A 16,950-nucleotide genomic window follows, 5' to 3' on the forward strand; every position below is an offset into this window, starting at 1 on the left:
TACCTTAAATTAAAATGAGTAAGAAGCGCTTAAATTGATATCTAAACGGTCATATTCGAATAAAGAAATATTACTGGATTTATCTTGATAGTTGGCAGCCAACTGTATTGCTAAATCACGATTAACTAAATAGCGAACAGTGGTTGAGAGCATAAAGAGGTTATCGGCACGTTCTTGTAAAAATAAAGGGTGATCATCTTTATAATTAATCCATTGGTATCCAGCAAGAGATAACAACTGCCAATGTTGAGCTAGTTGAGTGTTCACTTGGTAGTACAAACTCGTAATATTACGGCTATTAAATTCACCTTCAGTAATATCGGCTTCTTCATTTTTAGCGTTAACACTTAAACTTTGAAACCATTGCTTAGTTGCATAGCTAGCTCCTGCGTTTATTGCATAAAACGAATTATTGAGCTTTTCATCAAATCTATTGTTTAAAATACCCGCAGTCGCAGAGTTAAATAAATTAACTTGTTTATTCAGCTTATAACTAGCACCTGCTGTTAAAGCTGATTCAGTACGATAAAGATCGCCATCAAGCATTAATGGAGTCGTCGATACTTGTGCAAACCAACTTATGTCATTTTGTTTATATTGATAGGCAGCATTAATATGCGCATTTATACGATCGTATTGGCTGAGTTCTGCAAACTTGTACCACCCGGTATTAACGCTCAAAGTGATTAAACTTTTTTGATCTATGGGGTGAGAGTACTTTCCTCTGTAATTTAGTCGCGCATAGTTGTCTTGCGTACTTTTACTTTCTGGCGATAATAAAAATTCACCAATATTAGGAATTATAATCGTATTTTCTGCCGTACCCGCATTTACGTTGCCATCAACGCCAAGTGCAAGCTCAATATTTTGCTTATAAGAACGCCCAGCTTCTTGCTTTTTAAGTGTGGTTGTATCAAGTAACGACTGTGCCGAAGATTTTATGTTATTAGGTGTGTTAGGTGAGTTAATCAGTATTAAAGCTTGAGTATCGGCAGCAGGTAAATTATTAACGGTTAAATAAGCACGAACTAAGTACAAGCGAGCTTCATACCATCTAGGGTTGTTTTCAACCACGCGTTCAAAAGCAAATACAGCAGGTGCCGCATTTCCTGTTTTAAGCGCAGAAACCCCAAGTAAAAAATCATAAACAGGCTCACCTAAGTATTGAAATTCACTGTTACTTTTTTCGTAAGCCTGAGTATATTTCTTTTCAGAAACTAATTTTTGCAGTTCAATCAATAGATTATCATATTCATCATTGCTTTGAGCCAATGAGCTAAAACTTATTAAGGCCAAATAACTACATAGTAAATTTCTTAAAAGCTGTTTAATCATGCTTAATTTTATATCCCATAGGAAGTTTGATGTTTTGTAATAAAGTGATGTTATACCAATCTGCTTATATGTGGGGTCTATTTAACGTTAAGAAAATCACGCTAAAACTAGGCGAAATTTTTGTATCTAGTTGTTCTAAATAAAAAATTTTTAACAACGTTTTAGTGTAATTTAATTTGTTAAGTTGCTCAAATATTTATGCAGGTTGGTATTAGTACTAGAAATCTAGCACTTTTTGTACTTAAGTACAGCCAATGTAATCACATTAGTTAAATAAATGTTATTTAATTGCAGGCTAAATACTTGCTTAATAAATCTTCAAGTTAAACTAATTAAAGGGGAGAGGTTGCTGATAAACTAATTTAGCTTAAAATATTAATTAATTTGGGTAACAAAGCTTGGGTATGCTGTATAGAATATTAAAAAATATAATTTAGGGGAATTATTAAAATATAAATAAGGGTATTACTAGGAGAAAAAGTGGGGCGATTGACGGGGCTTGAACCCGCGACAACCGGAATCACAATCCGGGGCTCTACCAACTGAGCTACAACCGCCACTACACACACCTTGTTTGGTGTGGCGCGCATAATACATAAAATAATAAATGTTGTGAAGTCTAAATGTGAAATAAATTAAAATAATTTAAATAAACAAATTTAATCAGTGTAGGACAGCTAGTATTTACGGGGATTAGGTAACATATTTGTCGCATAACCTTCGCGAAAAATCGAATACAGGCGAATTTAATAGTATTAATTCATTATTCTATGAGAATAAATTGTAAATTAATGTATAATAATGCTCGGAAAACGCTTAATAAAAAACATTTGGAGTAAATATGGATTCAGTACTTAATTGGCTTAACGATAACTCAGGCCTAATCTTACACTACGGTATACAAGCTGTTGTTGCGCTTGTTATCTTTTTACTTGGTAGTCGTATCGCTAAGTTTTGTTCTAACTTAACTGAAAAAGGTTTTGCTAAAAAGAAAGTAGATAAGGCTGTAGGGTCGTTTGTTTCAAGCATTGTGTACACACTTGTATTTGCTGTTACTATTTTAATGGCACTTTCGCAAATTGGTATTGAAACAACTTCGTTCATTGCTATTTTAGGTGCTGCAGGCTTAGCTGTTGGCTTAGCATTACAAGGTTCATTATCTAACTTCGCATCAGGCGTACTTATTATTTTACTTCGCCCATTCAAGTCTGGTGACTTTGTTGAAGCCGGTAATAAAATGGGTACTGTTAAGAAAATCGAAATATTCTCAACTGAACTTCGTACTCCAGATAATAAAGTAATCATCGTACCAAACTCTCAAATAATGTCAGGCGCTATTACTAACTTCTCGCGTGAGTCTACTCGCCGTATCGATTTAGTTATTGGTGTTAGTTACGATGCTGATTTACGTCAAGCAAAAGAAGTATTAAAATCTGTATTAGATGCAGAAACACGCATACTTAAAGACCCAGCTTATACAGTAGCTGTAAATGAGTTAGGTGATTCTAGCGTAAACTTTGTTGTTCGCCCTTGGGTTAACGCTGCTGATTACTGGCCTACTTACTGGTCATTAATGGAAAATATTAAAATTGCATTAGATGATGCAAATATTGCAATCCCATTTCCACAAATGGATGTTCATTTACACAAGCAAGACTAATTTTAAATAGTTATTTAATTAAAGTTATTCTTAGTTGTTGTAGTGATAAAACGGCTATTAGACATAAAATTTCATGCAGTATTTGCTGCATGAAATTTTTTACATTATTACTTAGCTGTTTTGCTTGCTCTAACAAGTAACGCTTTAATAAAATAGATATACATTTATACAAAGGTTATTTTTTAATGAAATTAAAGCTTTTATCAGTTTTAGTTGCAGCATCTGCTGCAACAAATGCATTCGCTGCAGACGCAGATCAAAAAACGTGGGAAGTTACCAGTGAGCTTGGTGCTATTATCACAAGTGGTAATACAGAAACGACCACACTCAAAGGTGGTATTAAAGTACAGCACAACCTTGAACACTGGAACAACGAATACAAGCTAGATGGTATCTACAAAGAAGATGAAGTTGAAGATGCGAATGGCGACAAAAATAAGCAGCGCACAAATGAAAAGTACTCGATTTCAGCGCAAGGTAATTACAAATTAAATGAAGATCATTCTCATCTATTCATTTATGGTTCACACGTTTCAGATTATTTTGGAGCATATAGAAGTGAGTCAGTAATTTCTGCAGGTTACGGTCTACGTTTATTAAACGAAAAAACAATGTGGTTAAGTGCCGAAGTTGGTCCTGGTTATAAATATTTTGAATACCCAGATGACAGCACTGAAATAGATGATAACGGTAACTCTCTTGCTGGCGAGTTTGAAGGCGAAGTAATTGCCTTAGGTAAATTAGATTACAACTGGCAAATTTCTGAGAGTGCACGTTTTACTCAATTAGTTGCTGTAGAGTATGGTGATACAAACACTAAAACTCGTTCAGAAACTGCATTGCTTGCAAAAATAAACGGCTCATTACAAATGAAAGTCGCTTTTAATGTCACTAACAACTCAGATGTTGCTGACGACAAAGAAAGCACTGACACAGAAACATCATTTACTCTGGTTTACAGTTTTTAACCAATGTAACTAAGTTAATGACACTAAAGTGACAAAAGGGACGAAAGTCCCTTTTTTATTTGCTCAAAATTAAGGTATTATAGCCACCAATTTTGGTTGTAGACCTAGGGATATACCTACTCGTGAAAGTTTTTACACAATTTATTAGTGCTTTTATTCTACTTTGTAGTTTTAGTACTTTGGCTTTTACGCCAACAGCTTCTCAAATTGAGCAATTTAAAAAGCTGCCAAAAGCTCAGCAAGAAGCCCTAGCAAAACAATACGGTGTTGATGTTTCAACAATCACCGGTACAAACCAATCCAATAATCAAAATAATACAGAGCAACAAAACAGTATTGGCGAGCGCGCAGAGCCAGAGAAAGAGCAGCTAACAGATGAAGAGCGGTTCAAACCAAAAGCAGACGAATTAAAACCATATGGTTACGAGTTGTTTGCAGGTGAACCAACTACATTCATGCCGAGTGAAAATGCTGCAGTACCAGATACCTATATTGTAGGCCCTGGCGATCAGTTAAAAATCAACTTTTATGGCAAAGAAAGTGACAGCTTTGAAGTCATAGTTGACCGTGAAGGGCGTATTAGTATCCCTGATCTAAGCCCTGTAGAAGTGGCTGGTTTAACCTTTGCTGAAATTAAAGAACTAGTTAAAGTAAAAGTAGAGCAGGAAGTTATTGGTGTAAAAGCCTTTATATCGCTTGGCCAACTTCGTAGCATGCGTATTTTAGTGCTAGGAGAAGCGTATAAACCGGGTAGCTACAGTGTTTCTTCATTAACAACCGTTTCGCACGCATTATTCGTAAGCGGTGGTGTGTCTGACATTGCCTCTCTTCGTAATATTCAAGTTAAACGCGCAGGCAACGTAGTTGCAAACTTTGACCTTTACGACTTACTTATTAATGGCGATAGCAGTAACGATATCGTATTAAAGCCGGGCGATGCTGTATTTATTCCATCAGTTGGCGCTCAAGTAAGAGTTGAAGGTGCGGTTAAACGCCCAGCTATCTTTGAACTTAAAAAAGGTGAGTCTGCTAAGCAGTTATTAGCAATGGCCGGAGGCCTTAAACCAAATGCATATGCCAAAAGCGCAATTGTAGAGCGCTTTAACTTCGATCGTAAAGAAGTGCTCTCGGTAGATTTTTCAAAATCGCAAATTAACTACATTCCACAAGATGGCGACCATATTCGCTTTAATTCAGTTAGCTCGCAATATCAAAATTCAGTTAGCTTAATTGGTGCAGTAGCACGCCCAGGTAATTATCAATGGCACCAAGGTAAGCGTATTTCTGATGTACTTAAATCAGTACGTGGTGACTTACTACCGCAAGCCGATTTAAGCTACGGACTCGTAATCCGCGAAATAAATATAAACGGCGATATAGAAGCACACCAATTCGACGTTGCTCAAGCGATTATTAAAAACCCTGAGAATAACTTACAACTTCAAGCTAATGACAAGATAGTTGTATTTAGCCGTTTTGAAGAAAAAGAATTAGAGCAATCAACTCTAGCAAATATGGCCCTTAGTCAAGAGCAGCAAGAGCAGCAACAAAAAGCAGAGCAATGGCATAAGTTTGAACAAAAAGAGTTCGAAAAATACATTGGCGTTAATCAAGAAGACGAAGAACTTGTTCTTGAAGACAATAAAATACTCACTATTGCTGAAATTTCTAAGCGCAAAGCAAAAGAAGAAGAAGACCAAGAACTCAAACCTGAAGATTACGCGTTATTTAGCCGCCATAATTTATTAGCGCCAATTATTGCTAAATTTAAGCAGCAAGCATCAGTGCAGCAAGCAATGCAATTAGTTGAGATTAGCGGAAACGTTACTTTCCCTGGTATTTATCCACTAATGATTGGTGGTGAGGTAAGTGATTTAATAACAGCAGCAGGTGGCTTGCTGGAGTCTGCATACATAAAACAAGCTGAAATTACGCGAATAGTAGCGAGTGATGGTTCTAAAATAGAACACTTACGATTTGATCTTGAAAGCGCCATGAAGGGCGATCTTCAAAGTAATATTACATTACAAAGTAAAGACAGCATCAACGTTTTTGCTATTCCAAATTGGCAAGAAAATGTAAAAGTAGAATTAAAAGGTGAGCTTAAATTTCCGGGTACTTACACCATACGCCGAGGTGAAACGCTAACTGAATTACTTGAACGCGCGGGTGGTTTTTCAAAATTTGCAGAGCAAAAAGCAGCTGTATTTACCCGTACGTCGATTAAAGAGCAAGAGGAAAAGCAGTTAGCACGTTTATCTACAGAGCTTCGTCGTGATATAGCTTCTAAGAGCTTCCAAAACTCTGTAAGCAGTAGCACACTTTCATATGAAGAAATGAACAAGCTGTTAAACGACCTCGCGAGTGTTGAAGCCGTAGGACGTTTAGTAATTGATTTACCTTTAATTGTAAATAATCAACAAAACTTAGTATTACAAGATGGTGATACGCTTTATGTACCAAGCAAGCGTGATTCAATTAGCGTAATTGGTGAAGTTAATTACTCAACATCGCACCTATATAAAACTGGGGTGAGTGTTGATGATTATCTTGCTTTGAGTGGTGGCCTTAAAGAGCGTGCAGCTGAAGACAGAATTTACATTATTAAAGCCAATGGTTCAGTGAAAATACCAAACACAGGTGGTTGGTTTGCAGCAAATAATGCTGATCAGTTAGAACCAGGTGACACAATAGTTATACCAATGGATGCAGGACACATGGATAAGCTAACGCTTTGGAGTACTGCAACGCAGATTCTTTATCAGCTTGGTGTGGCAGTTGCAGCGATTGGTAGTTTGTAATATCTAAAATAAAGTGTCCTCACAATTTGTTTGGGCATTCTTATTTGTAAGAATTAAATGATGATTAAATTATTTTAAGTTAGCTAGTAGAAGTTTATTAGTAGCATTATCTTAAATATTAATTCATACCAAATATTAAATAACTAACCCTCTTAATATGCATTAAGAGGGTTAGTAAATAATTTTAAATAAGTAAAAATATGCAAAAAAATGAAACTTCAAATATTCCAGATGATGAGATAGATTTAACAGAATTACTAAGTGTCTTGTGGAAGGGTAAATGGATTATTATTACTGGGGTATTTTTGTTTTCAGTTTTATCAATTGCATATGCTTTACATCAGCCAAATACATATAAGTCTGAAGTCTTATTATCTCCTGCAGAGGAACCTCAAAATGGTGGGATTGGTGGTTTAGCAGGACAATTTGGTGGATTAGCAAGTTTAGCTGGAGTCAACTTAGGTTCAAGCACAAATAATAAAACTCAATTAGCTATTGAAATATTAAAGTCACGTCAGTTTATTGGTAACTTTATACAAAAACATGACATATTGCCTGACTTGATGGCAGCAGAATCATGGAATGCGCAGAGTAATGAGATTAAATACTTATCTTCTCTTTATGAAGAAAAAAATAGTAAATGGGTCAGACAAGTATCACCTCCGTTCGAAGCAAAACCTTCTCTTCAAGAAGCTTATAAAGAGTTCCGTAAAATTGTAAAGATTGAAACAGATAAAGAAAGTGGAATGATCACGTTATCGGCTGAGTTTATATCGCCATATATTGCTCAGCAGTGGGTGAATTGGTTAGTTGAAGATATAAATCAAGTAATGAAAGAGCGAGATGTTTCAGAGGCCAATAAGAGCACCGTATTTCTGACTAATCAGCTCAAAGAAACAAAAATAGCTGATATTCGCGCAGTACTTTACAAATTGGTGGAAGAGCAAGCTAAGACGATTATGTTTGCTAACGTACGTGATGAATACGTATTTAAAACTATAGACCCAGCTTTAGTACCAGAAATTAAATCTGGTCCTAAGCGGGCCTTGATATGTATTTTAGGAGCTCTTTTAGGTGGGATATTTAGTGTTGTATTTATAACTATTAGATATTTTATAAGAGAAAACGCTCGTTAATAAGTCATTATTTATAGAATTGAAGGAAGAATGAAGTGAAAATACTTGTAACTGGTGGTGCTGGATTTATAGGTTCAGCTGTTGTACGTCACATAATACAAAATACAAAAGACACAATAATTAATTTAGATAAACTTACCTATGCAGGTAATTTAGAGTCGCTTAAATCGATTGAAGAGAGTGAGCGATACTTTTTTGAACAGGTTGATATTTGTGACCGTGCGGAACTTGATCGCGTGTTTAACACCCATAAACCTGATGCTGTAATGCACTTAGCTGCAGAGAGCCATGTAGACCGCTCAATTACAGGGCCAAGTGACTTCATCCAAACCAATATCGTAGGCACTTACAATTTATTGGAAGCCGCGCGTAATTACTGGAATAATTTAGAAATAGGTGCGAAAGAAGAATTTAGATTCCACCATATTTCAACGGATGAAGTTTATGGCGATTTACCACATCCAGATGAGCAAGAAGGTGTGCTGCCCTTATTTACTGAGCAAACATCTTATGCGCCAAGTAGTCCTTATTCGGCAAGCAAGGCATCGAGTGACCACTTAGTTCGTGCTTGGCTACGTACTTATGGTTTTCCAACAATAGTCACCAATTGTTCAAACAATTATGGTCCTTACCACTTTCCTGAGAAGTTAATTCCTTTAGTTATACTTAATGCGCTAGAAGGTAAAGATTTGCCTATTTATGGTAAAGGTGACCAAATACGCGACTGGCTCTATGTTGAAGATCACGCTCGCGCACTTTATAAAGTAGTTACCGAAGGCGTTATTGGTGAAACGTATAATATTGGTGGTCATAATGAAAAGCAAAATATTGAAGTAGTACAAACTATTTGTAATATTTTAGATACATTAGTACCAAAAGACACAAAGTATGCTGAGCAAATCACGTATGTAACAGATCGTCCAGGCCACGATAGGCGCTACGCTATTGACTCATCTAAAATGAGTTCAGAGCTAAACTGGACCCCTGTGGAAACATTTGAGACCGGTCTACGCAAAACAATTGAATGGTATTTAGCAAATCAGTCATGGTGTAAAAACGTGCAAGATGGTTCATACCAACGTGAACGCCTTGGCGAAATTAATTCATAATTAAAGGAGCATTTTATGAAAGGAATTATATTAGCAGGTGGGTCAGGTACTCGCCTTTATCCACTTACTCGTGGAGTGTCAAAACAGTTATTACCAGTATACGATAAGCCAATGGTGTATTACCCAATATCTACACTGATGTTAGCGGGAATTCGCGATATATTAATAATCACCACACCAGAAGATAACGACAGCTTTAAACGTTTGTTAGGCGATGGTAGTGATTACGGCATAAATCTGAGTTATGCAATACAACCTTCACCGGATGGATTGGCACAGGCATTTATAATAGGTGAAGAGTTTATTGGCAACGATAATGTATGCCTAGTACTTGGAGATAATATTTACTACGGTCAATCGTTTAGTAAAACTCTAAAAAGTGCAGCAAGCCGAGAGTCTGGCGCTACTGTATTTGGCTACCAAGTAAAAGATCCTGAGCGCTTTGGTGTAGTTGAATTTGACGAAAATATGAAAGCTATTTCTATAGAAGAAAAGCCTGAAAAGCCAAAGTCTAACTATGCCGTTACAGGTCTATACTTTTACGATAATCGTGTAGTTGAATTAGCAAAGCAAGTGAAACCTTCTCACCGTGGTGAGCTTGAAATAACAACACTAAACGAAATGTATTTAAATGATGGGACGCTCAATGTTGAATTATTAGGGCGTGGTTTTGCATGGCTCGATACAGGCACCCATGAAAGTCTTCATGAGGCTTCATCATTTGTCCAAACCATAGAAAATGTTCAAGGTTTAAAGGTGGCGTGTCTTGAAGAAATCGCATGGCGTAACGAGTGGTTAAGTACAGAGCAATTGCTTGAAATAGCCAAGCCAATGATGAAAAACGAATACGGCCAATATCTGACTCGCTTAGCGACAGAGGCAAAATAATGAAAGTACTTATTACCGGTAAAAACGGTCAAGTTGGTAGCTGTTTAGTATCACAGTTAAGCAATATGATGGAAATTAACTTTTTGGCATTAAGCCGTGAAGAACTTGATATTACTAATGCTGAACAAGTTAGTAAAATAGTGAATGAATATAAGCCGAGCGTTATTATCAATGCTGCGGCATACACTGCGGTTGATAAAGCTGAATCTGAGGTTGAGTTAGCAAATGCTATCAATAATCTTGGGCCTAAAAACTTAGCCAAAGCAGCGGCACAAGTAAACGCAGCGATTATTCATATATCAACTGACTATGTTTTTGCCGGCAATAAAGACGGTTTATATACTGAGACTGATGAAGTAAATCCACAAGGCGTTTACGGTCAAACAAAGCTAGCAGGTGAGGAAAGCGTTGCACAAGAGTGCGATGCCCATATTATTTTGCGCACAGCATGGGTGTTTAGCGAATTTGGGAACAACTTTGTTAAAACTATGCTACGTTTAGCGCAAACACGCGACACACTCGGTGTAGTCGGTGACCAATTTGGCGGCCCCACATACGCAGGTGATATAGCTAAAGCCATAGTTAGCATAGCGCAACAACTACAGCAGGGTAGTACTAAATTCGGTGTTTATAACTATTCAGGTTATCCGCATGTTAGTTGGCAAGAGTTTGCATCAGAAATTTTTGAAAAAGCATTGGCTAAGAATCTTATTCAATCACCTATAACGGTTAACTCAATCTTGACCGCAGACTACCCAACTCCAGCTAAACGACCAGCTAACTCAAAATTAGATTGTAGTAAAATAACAACAGATTTTTCTATACAGCCGAGTGACTGGAAAGCCGCATTAAATAATATTCAACAGTATAAATAAGTAGGTTGAAAACATGAAAGTAATCGATACCAACATCCCTGATGTTAAAATTATAGAGCCTGCGGTATTTGGTGATGAACGCGGCTTTTTTATGGAAACGTGGAGTCAGCAAAAGTTTGAAGAGTTGGTTACTAAAAAGCCCACCTCTTTTGTGCAAGATAACCACTCTAAATCTAAGCAAGGCATTTTACGAGGCTTACATTTTCAAACTGAAAATACACAAGGTAAGTTAGTACGTGTAACTTCAGGCGAAGTATTTGATGTTGCAGTTGATATACGTAAAAGTTCCGCTACATTTGGGCAATGGGTAGGGGTCTACCTATCTGCAGAAAATAAACGCCAGCTATGGGTTCCTGAAGGGTTTGCACATGGTTTTTATGTAACGAGTGAAGAAGCTGAATTTGTTTATAAATGCACTGATTATTATAACCCCCAAGCAGAACAGTCAATTGCATGGGATGATGAATCTCTAGCAATAAAATGGCCAATACAAGCGGGGCCGTTTTTATCAGAAAAAGATGGGAACGCTAAACTATTAGCCGAAATAACTTATTTTTCTTAACTGGGCTTTTATATGTTTTTAAGAAAACAACTTTCGAAGCTAGTAGAGTTCTTTCTGCTAGAAATAAATGCTATTTATGATTATTGTCTTTTTAAGAAGTATTACACGAAAGAAACATCAAAAGATAACGATCAAAAAGAACTCGAATCTTGGATACTACAAGATAAACATAGAATAGAAAAAGCTTTCTCTCTCCCGTGCCCAAGATTTGGTTTCGGGGAAGTTGTAATACGCAGGCTATCTAAAAATTTAGATTTATATAGTTCAAGATTTCAGAAAGATAACATTTTCTATATTGGAGTTGGTGCGCTCAAGGCCTATAAAGAATTTCATTTATTAAATTCAGCAGAGTTACCAAGTTTCTTTACTGATGAAAGTAAAAAGTTCTCACAAGAAGACTTGGAGAATGCTCAGTGTAATCAGGTTGGGTATACTCAGCCTGAAAAAATTACAGATGCTGAAAAGCTGGAATATCTCAACTTTTCAATGAAAAGAAAAAGTTGTAGAAACTATGATACAACTAAAAGCCTTACAATTGACGATTCGCTAATAAACGATGTTTTAAAAGCTGCTATAACCGCACCTTCAGTTTGTAACAGACAGCATTGGCATGTTCATTTTTTTAAAAATGATAAGAAAGATGAAATTTTAAAGTATCAGAATGGTAATACAGGTTTTTCCAAAAATATACCAATGCTAGCATTAGTTACAAGTGATTTACGCTCATTTTATTCTGCTAATGAGCGGAACCAAGGCTATACGGATGGCGGTTTATTTTCTATGAATTTAATGTATGCGCTGCAAGCTCATGGACTTGCTAGCTGTCCATTAAATTGGTGTAGTTCTTATTTGAATGAGCGTAGATTTAGAGCACATAATTTCATACCAAAAAATGAAATTGTGATAATGGCTATTGCACTTGGCTATGCAGACGATAGTGCTGTTTATGCTAAATCACCGAGGTTAGCTGTAGAAAATTTCTACACTATAAATTAGCTATGAGAACGCAAAATACAGTTAAAAATATGATGTTTTCTTTCGTAAACATTGTATTGATAACACTTCTCAATATTGCTTACAGAACAGTATTTATTCAAGAACTTAATTTAGAGTATTTAGGGATAAATGCAGCCTTAACTAATATTTTGACGTTACTATCTTTAGCTGAGTTAGGCGTAGCACAAGCTATTTCATTCTATTTATACAAGCCACTGAGCCATAAAGATGAAGGTGAGGTTGCACTATGGATTAACTTATTCAAAAAAATCTATATGTATGTGGGCTTGGTAATATTGTTCGTAGGTTTTTTCTTATCTTTTTTCATCGATAAATTAATCCCTGTAACATTGGTAAGTATAGGTGAGTTACGTACGCTATTAATACTTTTTTTAGTCAGCTCCTCAATAACATACTTTTTAGGTTATAAAAGAACCTTAATTATTGCGGATCAAAAAAATTATGAAATAGTTCTCCCTATATCAATAAGCCAGTTTTTTGAAATAGTTCTAAAAATTTGTATATTGATTTATACAAAAAGTATGATTGCTACAATTTTAGTCCAAATAATAATTAGATTATTAGAGAATCTGTATGTAAATCGGTATATAGAGAAAAAATACAAAGAAGTATTTTCTGCCACCCAGAAGCCATTATCACCTGAAAAGTTGCAATCATTTAAAGTTAAAATGAAAAGCCTTGTATTTCATAAAGTTGGTGATGTTTTTGTAAACGGTACTGACAATATAATTATATCAGCACTGGTTGGTGTGTCGATACTCGGTATATTTTCAAATTACTCAATGTTAATCGCAATGTCTACTACTATTGTCTTGGTTATATTTAACTCTATAACATCAAGTTTAGGTAACTTGATAGCAGAGAAAAGTGAGAAGTCAGAAGGTGTTTTTAATTCGATACAAATGATTTCTTTTTGGATATTTGGGCTTATATCATTTCTTTTTTTCTTTTTAGTACAAGATTTTATTGTTTTATGGATAGGGGAAGCATACCTCCTAGATAATACATCAGTATTATTATTAGCTATAAACTTTTTTCTTTTAGGTGTTCGTGTCCCTTTGAACGTAGTCAAAACAGCCGCCGGCTTATTTGAGAAAGATCGCTATGCTCCTTTATGCCAAGGGGCCTTAAACTTAATGTTGTCTATATATCTATGTAACCTATTTGGTGTGAATGGCGTTTTGTTGGGAACTTTAATATCTATTTGCTTGGTCCCTCTGTGGACACAGCCATATGTAGTTTATAGAGCTTTATTTGATACTTCACTCTCATCATATTTTTCTCGACTAACACTGTTTTCTTTATGGTTAGTAGGGGCTAGTGTTTTTATATATTATTTCTTTTTTTATACATTGGACTATTTCAATATAAATAATTTATATGGGTTATTTCTTTTGAAGTTTATTTTTGTTTTCATCTTTTTTAATTCCTTTATGTTAACTTTTTATTTTAGGAAGAAAGAGTTTAATTTCGTAAGAAAAAAGGCATATGAGTTGAGTGGTAAATATAATGGATAAGTTAGTTAGTGTTTTTATTCCTTGTTATAATAGTGAGTTTTTTTTACCTAAACTGTTCGATTCCTTGTTAAATCAAACGCATAAAAAGATAGAAGTTATAGCTGTTGATGATGGTTCTACAGATGGTTCTCAAAATGTCTTTGATGCTTATACCTCTAAGTTCAAGGCTTCAGGAATTAATTTTATTGTTATCAAGCAAGTTAACAGCGGGCAAGCTGTTGCAATAAATAAAGCTCTGAAAGTATTTAAGGGAGACTATTTAACTTGGATAGATTCAGATGATTGGCTTGATTTAGATGCTTTGCGTGCAAAGGTAGAATTTTTAGAAAATAACGAAAATTTTGGTTTTGTCAGAACTGATGTCGCTATGTACAAATACCCTGATTATAAAAAAGTTATTGGGTTATTCAGTGATACACGTGATTTCAAAAATACGAATATTTTTTTAGATTTGATTTTAGAGAAAAACGTTTACTTTTGTCCTGGTGGTTATTTAGTTAAGCGGGAAGCTTTATTAGATGTTTTACCTGACAAGCACATAATAGAATCGAGAGCTGGACAAAATTGGCAACTTCTTTTGCCATTAGCTAAAAAATACAAATGTGGTTATATAAATAAACCATTATTTAGTTATTTAGTTCGTGATTCAAGCCACTCTCATTCGGTAGTTGATTTAGAAGAAAAAATAAATCGATGTAAAGTACATAGGAATTTAATCTTAGACGTAATTAGGTCTTTGGGATTAGATATAAAGTATTATGAAGCCTTATTAGATAAAAAATATGAAAATACTATAATATCGCTTTGTTATAAGTATCGTAATTTACCCGAGCTAAAACAGCAGTTTAAAAAATTTAAAGTAAATAGCCTTAAAAGCTATTGCCGTTTGTTTGTTTTATCTATAAAAAATATTTTAAGTTAGGAATAACAAGTTGAAAAAAGTCGGAATTATTAACTTTCACTACTCAAATAATAACTATGGCGCAGTGCTTCAAGCTTCATCCATATCGTCTGTTATTAGTGATTTAGGGTATTCGGTAGAGCATATCGACTACATACCTCAAAAGAATACTGATAATGAGCCTCTCAAGCTTAAACTTAGACGCTTGGCTATTCGCTTTTTAGAGTTAATTAAAATAAAGAAGCTCCTTGTAACTTTACGTGGGGATAAGGTCTATATAAAAGACGAGGTTTCTGGTAACCATATATTCGAAGATTTTAGATCTAAATGGGTTCCAAGGAGCGAAAGAACATTTTATAAAGCTTCAGATTTAAAAGCCATAGGTGACGACTATGATTCTCTTTTTGTTGGAAGCGATCAGGTATGGCGACCAAGAATGTATGTTAATCCATTTTCAGACACCTACGCATATTTTCTGCAGTTTGCAGGTAAAAACACGAAAAGAATATCTTATGCGGCAAGCTTTGGTGTTGATGCCTGGGAAAAGTCCCTACATCCGTCGATTACAAGCGATGTTAATAATGCAATCAATCAGTTTAATGCCATCTCTGTGAGGGAAGCGAGTGGCGTACAAATTTGTAAAGAGCAATTTAAGGTTCAGGCTGAACATGTATTAGATCCTACTTTACTTGTTGGTAAAAACTTTTTTGAAAGCATTATTGCTGATGAAGAGGTGAAGGTCTCTGCGGGCAAAGTGGTTTATTATAAATTAGACTCTAATGAACAGTTCATTTCACGTCTAAATGAAATAGCTAAAAAATTAGATACATCGATTAAAAATATCTATTACAAAAAAACAGCATCTGGTTATGAATACAATACAGTAGCGGCTTGGTTAGCGAATATTCGAGATTGTAAGCTTATTGTGACTGATTCATTTCATTGTGTTTGCTTTTCTATTTTGTTTGAAAAAGATTTTGTATGTATAGGAAATAAAGAAAGGGGACTTGCGCGATTATATAGCCTTCTCAGCATCTTAGGCCTAGAAGACAGATTAATTGATGACGAACTCGACTACTCAGAAACATATAATACATTACCTGCAATCGATTATGAAAAAGTAAAAGTAAAACTTGAATTACTTAAAGAAAATTCAAAAGACTTTATTGTTAAAGCGCTCTCTTAGTGTGTAGTAATATTTAATTTATAGTCTTTCGCTTTAATTTAAATATTACTTAAGTCTTTATATTATTTTTTAGTAAGGTAGCAGTATGAGAAAGAGCTCACTTAGTGTAATAATCCCCACAGTTTTAAAAGATACTTTGCTTCTGTGCAGAGCCATCGACTCAGTGCTATTAAGTAATAATATTGAGGTTGAAGTTATTGTCGTAAATGATAATTCTAATATAGATATTACATCTATAGCAGCTTTAGGGCGGTATCTAACAAAAAAGATAACCTTTATTAATAATGAAGGAGAAAGTCGTGCTGCTGGGGCCAGAAACTTTGGTGTTAAAAAAGCGACTACAGAACTAATTACTTTTTTAGACGATGATGATTTTATCTTACCTGGCCGATTAGAGTCTATGTTGGCCAGCTTTAATGAGCAACAGGTAAATAATGTTGTATTAATTTCTACTGGGCGACTCTATGAATATAATAATTTTCAAAAAGTAGAGGTAGTTAAAAAACAATTATTCGGAACTTTAAAGCTTTCTGATATTAACATCCATAATCAAATAGACATTGGATTTATAGTAAAAAAAGAATTATTTGAATCATTAAAAGGCTTTGATACATCGTTTACTAACTTAGAAGATTGGGACTTTATCATTCGTTGTTTAGAGTATGGAGATGCTTATAAAGTTGAAAGCTATAGCTATGTTGTAAAAAATGATGTCGACCCTAATCGAGTATCACATAATGATCACTTAGGATTGCGAGAGCTCGCCGATAAGCATAAAAATAAGTTTGGTAAGCAGTGGTTTTACAAAATTAAAACTCAAGAGTTAAGATCTTTGAAGAAACTTAGTTTCTTCAAAGCATGCGCCTTGTGTATTAAAACTAACAGCTTTTACCCAATGAAGAACTATTTAGCTACTCTGCGTAATTAATAATGATAAATAAAACGAAAATCTTAATCAGTTTTTTTTCAGTGATATTGCTTTACTACTTCTTTAC

Annotated in this window: 14 protein-coding genes and 1 tRNA gene; 13 read left to right on the plus strand and 2 right to left on the minus strand. The window is 35.0% G+C overall.

The window, feature by feature from the left end; genetic code table 11:
* Nucleotides 1-9: 9 nt before the first annotated feature.
* The gene (locus CXF64_RS20620; protein ID WP_101217995.1) at nucleotides 10-1,335 is read right to left on the minus strand and encodes a surface lipoprotein assembly modifier; all 1,326 of its coding nucleotides are present in this window, start codon (nucleotides 1,333-1,335) and stop codon (nucleotides 10-12) included.
* Between the two features lie 481 nt (nucleotides 1,336-1,816).
* Nucleotides 1,817-1,892: transfer RNA gene (locus CXF64_RS20625), tRNA-His, on the minus strand.
* Between the two features lie 284 nt (nucleotides 1,893-2,176).
* On the opposite strand from CXF64_RS20625, the gene CXF64_RS20630 reads away from it, so the two are divergent.
* The 13 genes from CXF64_RS20630 to CXF64_RS20690 all read left to right on the plus strand — a co-directional run bounded on the left by CXF64_RS20630 (nucleotide 2,177) and on the right by CXF64_RS20690 (nucleotide 16,883).
* Complete coding sequence (locus CXF64_RS20630) at nucleotides 2,177-2,995, plus strand: mechanosensitive ion channel family protein (RefSeq protein WP_101217996.1); 819 nt, start codon at nucleotides 2,177-2,179, stop codon at nucleotides 2,993-2,995.
* A gap of 185 nt (nucleotides 2,996-3,180) precedes the next feature.
* Nucleotides 3,181-3,963, plus strand: coding sequence for a DUF481 domain-containing protein (locus CXF64_RS20635; RefSeq protein WP_007582317.1), 783 nt, complete (start codon nucleotides 3,181-3,183; stop codon nucleotides 3,961-3,963).
* 122 nt (nucleotides 3,964-4,085) lie between these two features.
* Nucleotides 4,086-6,764: an SLBB domain-containing protein gene (locus CXF64_RS20640; protein WP_101217997.1), complete on the plus strand. Its 2,679-nt coding sequence runs from the start codon at nucleotides 4,086-4,088 to the stop codon at nucleotides 6,762-6,764.
* A gap of 200 nt (nucleotides 6,765-6,964) precedes the next feature.
* Nucleotides 6,965-7,900 carry a Wzz/FepE/Etk N-terminal domain-containing protein gene (locus tag CXF64_RS20645; protein WP_101217998.1) on the plus strand — a complete coding sequence of 312 codons (936 nt, stop codon included), beginning with the start codon at nucleotides 6,965-6,967 and terminating at the stop codon, nucleotides 7,898-7,900.
* 35 nt (nucleotides 7,901-7,935) lie between these two features.
* Nucleotides 7,936-9,009, plus strand: a complete 1,074-nt coding sequence (gene rfbB, locus CXF64_RS20650) for a dTDP-glucose 4,6-dehydratase (RefSeq protein WP_101217999.1) — start codon at nucleotides 7,936-7,938, stop codon at nucleotides 9,007-9,009.
* Between the two features lie 15 nt (nucleotides 9,010-9,024).
* Nucleotides 9,025-9,897, plus strand: coding sequence for a glucose-1-phosphate thymidylyltransferase RfbA (gene rfbA / locus CXF64_RS20655; protein ID WP_101218000.1), 873 nt, complete (start codon nucleotides 9,025-9,027; stop codon nucleotides 9,895-9,897).
* Entirely contained in the window at nucleotides 9,897-10,772 is an 876-nt protein-coding gene (gene rfbD, locus CXF64_RS20660; RefSeq protein ID WP_198551156.1) for a dTDP-4-dehydrorhamnose reductase, read from the plus strand. The genes rfbA and rfbD overlap by 1 nt, the downstream gene beginning before the upstream one ends.
* Nucleotides 10,773-10,785: 13 nt before the next feature.
* Nucleotides 10,786-11,334, plus strand: a complete 549-nt coding sequence (gene rfbC / locus CXF64_RS20665) for a dTDP-4-dehydrorhamnose 3,5-epimerase (protein WP_101218002.1) — start codon at nucleotides 10,786-10,788, stop codon at nucleotides 11,332-11,334.
* 12 nt (nucleotides 11,335-11,346) lie between these two features.
* Nucleotides 11,347-12,330, plus strand: a complete 984-nt coding sequence (locus CXF64_RS20670) for a nitroreductase family protein (RefSeq protein WP_101218003.1) — start codon at nucleotides 11,347-11,349, stop codon at nucleotides 12,328-12,330.
* A gap of 2 nt (nucleotides 12,331-12,332) precedes the next feature.
* Nucleotides 12,333-13,868, plus strand: a complete 1,536-nt coding sequence (locus tag CXF64_RS20675) for a lipopolysaccharide biosynthesis protein (RefSeq protein WP_101218004.1) — start codon at nucleotides 12,333-12,335, stop codon at nucleotides 13,866-13,868.
* Nucleotides 13,861-14,790, plus strand: a complete 930-nt coding sequence (locus CXF64_RS20680) for a glycosyltransferase family 2 protein (protein WP_101218005.1) — start codon at nucleotides 13,861-13,863, stop codon at nucleotides 14,788-14,790. The genes CXF64_RS20675 and CXF64_RS20680 overlap by 8 nt, the downstream gene beginning before the upstream one ends.
* A 10-nt stretch (nucleotides 14,791-14,800) precedes the next feature.
* On the plus strand, nucleotides 14,801-15,955 hold the full coding sequence (locus CXF64_RS20685) for a polysaccharide pyruvyl transferase family protein (RefSeq protein WP_101218006.1): 1,155 nt from the start codon (nucleotides 14,801-14,803) through the stop codon (nucleotides 15,953-15,955).
* 85 nt (nucleotides 15,956-16,040) lie between these two features.
* Nucleotides 16,041-16,883, plus strand: a complete 843-nt coding sequence (locus tag CXF64_RS20690) for a glycosyltransferase family 2 protein (protein ID WP_101218007.1) — start codon at nucleotides 16,041-16,043, stop codon at nucleotides 16,881-16,883.
* The last annotated feature ends 67 nt before the right edge of the window (nucleotides 16,884-16,950 follow it).

It is taken from the genome of Pseudoalteromonas sp. GutCa3 (assembly GCF_002836155.1).
Taxonomy (GTDB): Bacteria; Pseudomonadota; Gammaproteobacteria; order Enterobacterales; family Alteromonadaceae; genus Pseudoalteromonas; species Pseudoalteromonas arctica.